The organism is Providencia sp. 2023EL-00965 (assembly GCF_033550225.1).
In the GTDB taxonomy this organism is placed as follows: Bacteria; Pseudomonadota; Gammaproteobacteria; order Enterobacterales; family Enterobacteriaceae; genus Providencia; species Providencia manganoxydans.
In genome coordinates this window covers 1-6,288 of the sequence record NZ_JAWUEH010000033.1, presented here as the reverse complement: position 1 = coordinate 6,288, position 6,288 = coordinate 1, and the positions used below count along the sequence as shown (strand labels likewise).

Annotated in this window: 8 protein-coding genes; 6 read left to right on the top strand and 2 right to left on the bottom strand. The window is 31.9% G+C overall.

Annotated features, from left to right (window positions below; genetic code table 11):
- Positions 1 to 32 precede the first annotated feature (32 nt).
- Both SC428_RS21785 and SC428_RS21780 read left to right on the top strand, forming a co-directional pair.
- Positions 33 to 572, top strand: a complete 540-nt coding sequence (locus SC428_RS21785) for a hypothetical protein (RefSeq protein WP_318710317.1) — start codon at positions 33 to 35, stop codon at positions 570 to 572.
- Between the two features lie 634 nt (positions 573 to 1,206).
- A complete protein-coding gene (locus SC428_RS21780; protein WP_318710316.1) occupies positions 1,207 to 2,727 on the top strand; it encodes a protein rep in 1,521 nt (506 codons plus the stop codon).
- Positions 2,728 to 2,763: 36 nt separating this feature from the next.
- On the opposite strand, the gene SC428_RS21775 is transcribed toward SC428_RS21780, so the two are convergent.
- Both SC428_RS21775 and mobQ read right to left on the bottom strand, forming a co-directional pair.
- The gene (locus tag SC428_RS21775; RefSeq protein ID WP_206277086.1) at positions 2,764 to 2,970 is read right to left on the bottom strand and encodes a hypothetical protein; all 207 of its coding nucleotides are present in this window, start codon (positions 2,968 to 2,970) and stop codon (positions 2,764 to 2,766) included.
- Entirely contained in the window at positions 2,933 to 4,054 is a 1,122-nt protein-coding gene (mobQ, locus tag SC428_RS21770) for a MobQ family relaxase (protein WP_318710315.1), read from the bottom strand. The genes SC428_RS21775 and mobQ overlap by 38 nt, the downstream gene beginning before the upstream one ends.
- Before the next feature lie 381 nt (positions 4,055 to 4,435).
- On the opposite strand from mobQ, the gene SC428_RS21765 reads away from it, so the two are divergent.
- From SC428_RS21765 to SC428_RS21750, 4 genes are all read left to right on the top strand, one after another.
- Entirely contained in the window at positions 4,436 to 4,963 is a 528-nt protein-coding gene (locus SC428_RS21765; protein ID WP_318710314.1) for a hypothetical protein, read from the top strand.
- The gene (locus tag SC428_RS21760) at positions 4,953 to 5,585 is read left to right on the top strand and encodes a hypothetical protein (protein ID WP_318710313.1); all 633 of its coding nucleotides are present in this window, start codon (positions 4,953 to 4,955) and stop codon (positions 5,583 to 5,585) included. The genes SC428_RS21765 and SC428_RS21760 overlap by 11 nt, the downstream gene beginning before the upstream one ends.
- A gap of 106 nt (positions 5,586 to 5,691) precedes the next feature.
- Positions 5,692 to 5,868, top strand: a complete 177-nt coding sequence (locus SC428_RS21755) for a hypothetical protein (protein WP_318710312.1) — start codon at positions 5,692 to 5,694, stop codon at positions 5,866 to 5,868.
- Between the two features lie 15 nt (positions 5,869 to 5,883).
- Positions 5,884 to 6,192: a hypothetical protein gene (locus SC428_RS21750; protein WP_318710311.1), complete on the top strand. Its 309-nt coding sequence runs from the start codon at positions 5,884 to 5,886 to the stop codon at positions 6,190 to 6,192.
- The last annotated feature ends 96 nt before the right edge of the window (positions 6,193 to 6,288 follow it).

The following is a 6,288-nucleotide window of genomic DNA, read 5'->3' as shown; positions in this document are numbered from 1 at the left end:
AAAAATCAGAAAAGGAATGAGCGGAGGTTAATATGGGGGAATTTACTATTGGCGAAGCGTTCGCCAATTCAACGTCAACTTGGTCTTCTGTTTCTGTTTTTATGACTGCGCTGATATGGCTTGTAGGTGCGATATTAGCAGGGTTCGCAATAGTCGATTTTAAAGCTGTCGCCGACGGAAAAGTCGCTATAAGTCGCCCCATTTGGTTGACTGTAATAAGCGCGCTAATGATCGCGGTTTCTTCTTTTGTTCCTATACTTAGCGAGACGCTCGTTAATGGCGGCGAATATAAACCGCAGTCGCTTTTTTCGCAGATACCAAAAGGTCGGATGCTTCCGGGCGTTGCCGAAGCTCTCACGTCTGTATTGCTCTTTGTTCAGGCGTTGGGGACTATTGCGATCTTTCGTTCTTTTTTAATGTTTCAGTCAGCAGCTAAGGGGAAACGCGAAGATTTGCCAAGAGCGTTTACGCATCTTATCGGTGGCGTTTTAGCTGTAAATATACAATTAACGATTTCAATTATTGCGTCTACTTTCTACCCTAATTTTGATCTTTCGCTTATTGGTGTTTAATTCAGAAGTCATAAAAAAAGGGCACTTTTTAAAGTGCTTTTTTTTTGTGACTTTACAAAAGCAGAACAGGACGGACAGGGGGCGCGTTTGTTTATTCGCTTTTGTAGCTACTCAATGCTTTTAAAGTGCCTATAAGTTGCGTAGCAATGAGCCGAAGGCGATAAGGTGAGCGAATGCGAACGGACAAGGGAATTTATTCCCCTTGGTTTTTGGGTTTTGGGTTTTAGACAAGCGAAGCGCGTCAGCTTAACTTGATTATTAAGAAACAACTTTGGTCAAAAAGTGGGTTCTTAATGCCTTTCGATCCAGTAGTGGCAAGGCTTGCGGGGCGTTTTGTCCTTTTTCTCCTTTTTTTAAAAAAATAAAGAAAAACTTAAAAAATGACAAAAGGAAAACTAAAAAAGATGAGCGGCTGATGTGTTAAAAAATGGGATTAAGCCATAAAAAATGGGTTTTTTTATTGTTAAAAATGGGATGAAGACCCCTGATGTCGTTTTGATTAGTGTTAAAAATGGGATGATGTGGTTTTTATTATGTGGTTTTTTAGAAGTGCGGTGATTTTAAATATTTGACATATAAAAAAAAACCCTTAATTTTGAAAGTGCGAAGATCAAAAAATAAGGGGTTTTTTTATATGCTTTATAATGATAATAAAGCATTGATCGCCAAAGTCAAGCCCGCGCGCGCGCTTAGACTTGCGGACAATGCGAAGAATGGAAAAAGATTAAATGAGAGAAAAAGCGCAAGCCTGAAACTTGCTAAAATTTATTACTCTTGGGCGGAAAAGGAAGAAAACGAAAACATCGCGCAGATGTTAAAAAAGCGCGCGGGGCGTGTCTTCGGTTGTTGTAATAATCGCGATATATGCGTCGATGAAGAGAGATATTGTGTAAACCTGAATAGTTTTAGATGTCGTGACCGCAATTGCGAAGAATGCGCGCGCGTGCGTGCTTTCGTATATCAACAAAAAATCAGAACGATCATACCTGAGTTAATTGAGCAGACAGACAAAACCGACGGTTTTATTTTCGGAACGCTTACAATTAAAAATCCACACATAACACAACTAAAAATCACACTCGAGATAATGAGCCGAGCGTTTACGCGACTTATAGCGCGTAAAAAGCTTAAAAGCGTTATCCGTGGCGGTTTTAGGTGTTTTGAGGTAACGCGCGGAAATATTGAAGATCATTGTCACCCACACATTCATTTTTTAATACAAATTGCGCGGTCATATTTTAACACCAAGGGCGCGTTTTTTATGAGCGAATCAGAATGGGCGGAAGAGTGGACGAAATGTCTTGAAAAAGAATGTGAGCGCGCAGGTGTTGAATTTAACCGCGCGGATTATCCAAATGGTCGCGCTTTTATCAAAATCTTAAGAATTCAAACGCCGCACAGCTTAAAGCGCGCGGGAGAAATCGACGAAAAAACAGGTAAAAAAATTAAAAAAACTTACACAACAATTTTTGATTTAAAAGACGGCGGCGATAATGTGGTCAACTACGTTTTAAAATATAGCACCAAAAGCGACAGTGTTATTAAAAATGACGCTTGGTTTAGAGAGTTTGATAAACAGATCAAAGGTATTCGCGCGATTAGTTTTTTCGGTATTTATAAAACATTGGTAGGCGAAATTGAAACTTTCGAATATGAAGAGGAGAAAGTAATAAAACGACTTGAGGAGAGGATTAATGAAGATATGGGCGAAAAATTCGAAAATCTTAAATTTTACACAGCGCAATGGTGCGACGATCATAAATACGTTTTAAGCGAGCAAACGCTACAAGAAGCGCTAAACAGAAAACGATTAAACATTGTAAACAGCATAAAAAGAACGCTAAAAATTCAGATTGAAAACCAAAACATCAGCTTAAATTTAATCATTAACTCAATGAAAAATAAAGATTATATGATTACAAATGACGCAATTATTGAGTTAAACAAGATCAAAGCGCGCACCCGCGCAACATTCGGAAGACTTGAAAAAGCGGGCGAAGTGAAAAACTTAAAAGATGTCTATGATTATGAATTTAATAAAGAATTAATTAATGATTTTGATTTATTGTTTACAGAAAGCGAAATTGAGCAAATGATACAACAAAACAAAAAAGCTTTTGAGATTTTAGACGCAACGCTTGATTGCCCTTTTTAACCATATAAAAAGCCCCAACGCTGGGGCTTGTATAGGTTAAATTTTGCGTTTTATTTTTTTGTTTGTTGTTGTTGGTTTTAATTTTAGCGCTCTTTTTGTTCGTTCTGCTTCGTCTTCTTCCTCTTTTTTTTGCTTTGGTTCTGTGTAAAAAATACGTGTGAATCTTTCTTCTATTGTTTCCATTTTTATAATGTTCCCCTCTTTGTCACGATATGGTATAAGCTTTCCTTTTTTTGTTTCCATTTTTTACCTCTCTTTTATTTTGTTGCTGAATAATTAAATTAAGATCTTTTTTATTGTTATTATTTAAGTCTTGTCTTTGTTGTTGCTCTTTTAATAAATTATCTTTTTTGTTTTTTAAGTCAATTTTTAATTGATCACTTGCTAAAATGTCACTTATTGAATTAATGCGATTATCCATATTTTTAATATTATTTATTTTATCAACTTTTAATTTTTCTAATTTTTGGATCTCTTTTTCTTGCTTGCGTTTTTTATTAAAATTACTAAATAATTTATTAAATACGTTTTTTATATTATTAAATTTTTTATTATCTTCTTTTTTTGTTTCTTCTTTTTTAATGTGTTTTTTATTATTAATTTTGTTCTTTAATTTCATATATACTTGGCGCGGGATGCGCTTTTTAACTTTTTTATTTTCTAAAATTTCTACGCCATAAATAGTTGCCTCAGCTTTTTTTATGTTGCCATTTTCTATCTGTGTTTTTGCTAAATCTATTAGCTGTTCTTTTTGTCTAAGTGTTGATAAATGAGAAATTCCTTTTTTAATATTTAACTCTTTAAATTTTTTATTTACTTCAAAAGCCCATTTTTTGCGCCAGATTTCAACTAATTTAGGATTGTTCCATTCTCTAACTTTTTTTCCCAGCCCTGTGTTTGTGACCTCCTGCATTGTAAACATAACATGAGCATGAGGGTTATTTCCGTTAGCGTCATGAATTGCAAAATCAGCAATCATTCCATGATTAACAAAATTCTTTTTTAAATACTCTTTTAATAGCTCTTTATTTTGTTCAGGTGTTAGCTCTTTCATGAGTGCTATTATTGTATAGCGCGACAATTGAGCATCCCTGCGTTTTTGCTTCTCTGCTTCATTCCACAACGTGACGGGGTCACTGAAACGCTCGGGCGCGTTCTCTGGTAGCATTATTTCAGAATAATAAAGATCGCTTTTTTGTGTGTAGTTGTATAAGTCGCCCGTGCGTTCGTCGCGCGCACGTAGGCGATTATTATAAGCGGTTAGGTAAACCGCGCTTTTCCCTTCAGATCTCTTTAAAATTTTAAATTGCATGTGCATTAGTGCCATCTGTTTTTCTCCTTTGTTTTTTTGTGTGTGCGGTGTTGCGCGTGTGCCTTTGTTTTAGCTCTCCCCTACCCTATGGCGCGCAAGCAAAACATGGGGCGGGGTGAGCGTGTAAGCAAGCAATTGCGAAGCATTGCGCGCGTCTGCGCTTTTCTTTTGAGCTTGCTCAAAACCCACACGTTGACCGCAGGACAATGTATAAGTGGGCATTGCTATTTGTTCGCTTTCAGCTCTCAAAGCAATGAGCTATTGCTAACGCAACTTTTACATATATTAAAAGTAATACTTTATAAAAAAATAAAGTAAATAAAACAGCTTAATAATTGACTTTTAAATTAAATATATTATTTAAAAAATATAGAGTTAAAAAAAAGGGGATAGTTTATGGATTGGAACAAAAATAAAAATTATTTAAATGCGTTTTTTATTAGAAATAAAGACGAAAAATTAAATAGAAATGATGAAATAATAAAGTTTGGCGAAGAAATAAAAGAAATATATTTTGAGTATTTGAAAAAAAATGATTTTAAAGTTTTTGCAAAATATGACATAAGTAAATATTGTAATTATATGGATATTGAAAAATACGAACATTTCGAAGCAGCAAATTTAAAAAATAAATTTAAAGATAATTTTAAAAGTAAATCAAATATTCGTTTTAAAAAAGATCTTGTTTCTACGTTCGTTTTAAGATCAAAAGATAACTACGATAAAGATTATTATTGTTATTTTTGCGTAGATAAAAAAGAATATGAAGAGCGTAAGGATGAATATTTAGAAGAGTTTAAAAATAATTTTATTTTAACGATGAAAAAAGAAATAAAAGATAGAAAAGAAGCACAAGAAAAAAGATATCAGGAAATAATTAAAAAAGAAAAAGAAGAAGAGGAGAGGATGAAAAATGGAAAATAAAAAATTAGAAAGTCTAAAGGATGAATTTTATTTATTACATATGAATTTTGATTATTTAAAAAGAGATCTTTTAGAAAAAAAAGCGTGTTGTCTGGAATTTGAAGAATTAGCGTATTTTTTAAAAGTCGAGTTAAATAATTTATGTAAAAAATCACAAAAATTAAAAATTAATAATGTATTGGATAAAGTGAATTTTTTTGATACGTTCGATCTTTTTCAAGATTTAATTATTTTATCAAATGAAAATTTTGATAGAAAAAAAGAAAAATCACGATTTTTTAATTGTATTAATAAAAACAGTAAAATAAAAACATTAAATTATTATAATGAAATTATTAAAATTGAGAATAATAAAAAGTTATTTAATAAAATAAAAAGCATTTATAAAAATGATATTGATTTTTTTATTCATTTGGTTGAAATTGAAGAGCTAAAAACTCAATTATTTTTTCAGCATGTATTTAAATATACTTATAATTTTAAAACCATCTTATATCACATGATCGATAATTCAAACATAAAAGATAAAGTTAAATTAAAATTGAAAATAAGTGATTATTTAGATCTTCAATTTCATGAAATTTGTTTTTATAAAATCAATAAAATGGGGGTTAATATATGAGCTTAATAAATATTTATTTAACATTATTGATTGATTTTTTAATTGTTTTTCCTAGTTTATTTTATTTGTATTTTAAATATGGAAGAAAAGAAAAAGGGGGTAAAAAATGAATTATGTTGTCGGCGGGGCTGGATTGTTTGGTTTAGTGATGGGGTTTTTAATTCTTTATTTAATTTATTTTTTAATCGCAAGCACTTTAAATATTATCGGCGGTTTATTTAAAGAGCAAAGCGTAAAAAATGATTTAATGAACGAGTATAAAAAAGACAATAAAGATATATAAAAAGAGGATTTTATTATGGCAATTACAAACGAGCAAAGAATTAATAAATTAAAAAACGAAATCGCAAAACTTGAAAAAATAGAAAGAGAAAAAGCGAAAAAATTAAAAATTGAAGAAACCAAAAAGAAAGAAAAAGAAGCTATTTTATTAGGTTTAGAAGTTTTGAAGTATGAAGATGCTTTTTTTGATAATAAAGAGAAAATTGTCGCGTTGCTTCAATATTTTAAAAATTTAGACATAGAAGAAAAAAGGGGAATTATTTCATTGGGTCGCGAAGAAATGAGAGCGCGCAGAAAAATCAGAAAAGGAATGAGCGGAGGTTAATATGGGGGAATTTACTATTGGCGAAGCGTTCGCCAATTCAACGTCAACTTGGTCTTCTGTTTCTGTTTTTATGACTGCGCTGATATGGCTTGTAGG